The organism is Variovorax sp. N23, assembly GCF_025486315.1.
Taxonomy (GTDB): Bacteria; Pseudomonadota; Gammaproteobacteria; order Burkholderiales; family Burkholderiaceae_C; genus Variovorax.
In genome coordinates this window covers 1-1,665 of the sequence record NZ_JAOOPY010000034.1, presented here as the reverse complement: position 1 = coordinate 1,665, position 1,665 = coordinate 1, and the positions used below count along the sequence as shown (strand labels likewise).

1 protein-coding gene and 1 pseudogene are annotated in these 1,665 nt (G+C 70.5%); both read left to right on the top strand.

Annotated features, from left to right (window positions below; all coding sequences use genetic code 11):
* A pseudogene (locus N8A90_RS25310) lies at window positions 1–293 on the top strand (methyl-accepting chemotaxis protein); the annotation flags it as partial.
* Between the two features lie 25 nt (window positions 294–318).
* The coding region (locus tag N8A90_RS25305) for a Cache 3/Cache 2 fusion domain-containing protein (RefSeq protein ID WP_262078047.1) at window positions 319–1,665 on the top strand (1,347 nt) is incomplete at its 3' end.

The window sequence follows — 1,665 nt, the reverse complement described above, 5'->3', positions numbered from 1 at the left end:
TGACGCAGCAGAACGCGGCGCTGGTGGAAGAGGCCGCTGCGGCCGCCGCCTCGCTGCAGGAGCAGGCGGGCAGCCTGGTCGAGGCGGTGGGCATCTTCCGCATCGACGAAGGCGCAGGCGCGGTCGAACCGGGCTTCACCCCCATCGTCGCGAAGCCGGCGCCCCGCAGCTTCGCGCCGGCCGCACCTGCCGCGCGTGCCCCGGCCGCCGGACGGCCCGTGGCGCTGCAAGCCAGGAAGCCGGCACCGAAGGCCCTGCCGGCCGGTGACGACGGCGACTGGGCCGAGTTCTGACGCCAAGGTACCCACAGGCACCTCCATGCGATCCTCCGCCACCGCCCCTGCTTTCGTCTCGCTGGTCCGCACCCTGAGTGTCCGGGCCACGCTCGCGATCGTGGTGGTGACGGCATTGATCCTGGGGGTGTTCTACATGCTGGCGTCGGCCCAGCACCGGGAGAGCGCCGCGCAATATGCCAACGCCAAGGCGGAGGCGATCGCCAAGTCGCTCGACATCTTCGACCAGACGATGCAGCTCAATGCCGAGAACGCGTTCGGCATGTTCCGGCGCCAGTTCCCGTCCGCCTTCGTGCTGGACGATGCGGCGCAGGGCGCGCTGAGCATGGGCGGTGTGCCGATCGACGCGGCATCGACGCAGGAGGTCGACCAATTCGCCGCCAGCTTCGCCGGTGCCAATGCGACGGTGTTCGTGGCGGTCGGCGAGGACTTCCGCCGCGTCACGACCTCCGTGAAGAAGGAAAACGGCGAACGCGCGGTCGGCACGCTGCTCGACCGCAAGAGCGCCGCCTACCCGTTGCTGCGCAGCGGCAAGCGCTTCATGGGCCGGGTCACGCTGTTCGGGCGACCCTACATCACGGTCTACGACCCGGTGCGCGACGCATCGGGCCAGGTGGTCGCGGTGCTGTACATCGGCCTCGATATTTCCCAGCAGCAGGCCGCCTTCGCGGAAGCCGTCAAAGAGACGCGCATCTTCGAGCAGGGTGGTCTCTACATTCTCGATCCGGCCGGCGAAGGCCGGCTGGTGTTTCATCCCACGGCCGCGGGCAAGCCGCTCGCCGACGTGCTCGGCGCCGGTGCGGCCGCGTGGGCGCGCCGCGTCACCGAGCCCGGCGCGCTCTGGATCGACGACGCCCCGGCCGTCCTAGCGCAGGGCGCGCCAGGGCGCCGCTATGCATCGGTGGCCCGGAGCCAGATGACCGGCTGGCGGGTCGTGGCCGAAGTGCCGGCCGCCGAAGTGCTGGATCCGCTCTACCGGCAGATGGCGGGTCTCGGCCTGTTCATCGCCCTGGCGGCCGCGCTGCTGGGCGTGGCGCTGGTGGTGTACATCCGCCGCACCGTGGGGCCGCTGACGGTGCTGAGCCGGCACGTCCAGCGCATCGGTGACGGTGATCTGTCGCAGTCGCTGGCGTCGCCCCGGCGCGACGAGATCGGCGCCATCACGCGTGCCGTCGAAACCATGCGCGATGCGCTGGTTCGGGTGGTGAGCCAGGTTCGCCACGGCACCGACACGATCGCGACCGCGTCGGGCCAGATCGCGGCAGGCAACCAGGACCTGTCGTCCCGCACCGAAGAGCAGGCCAGCTCGCTGGAACAGACGGCCGCCTCGATGGAAGAGCTGACCTCGACCGTCAAGCAGAACGCCGACAAC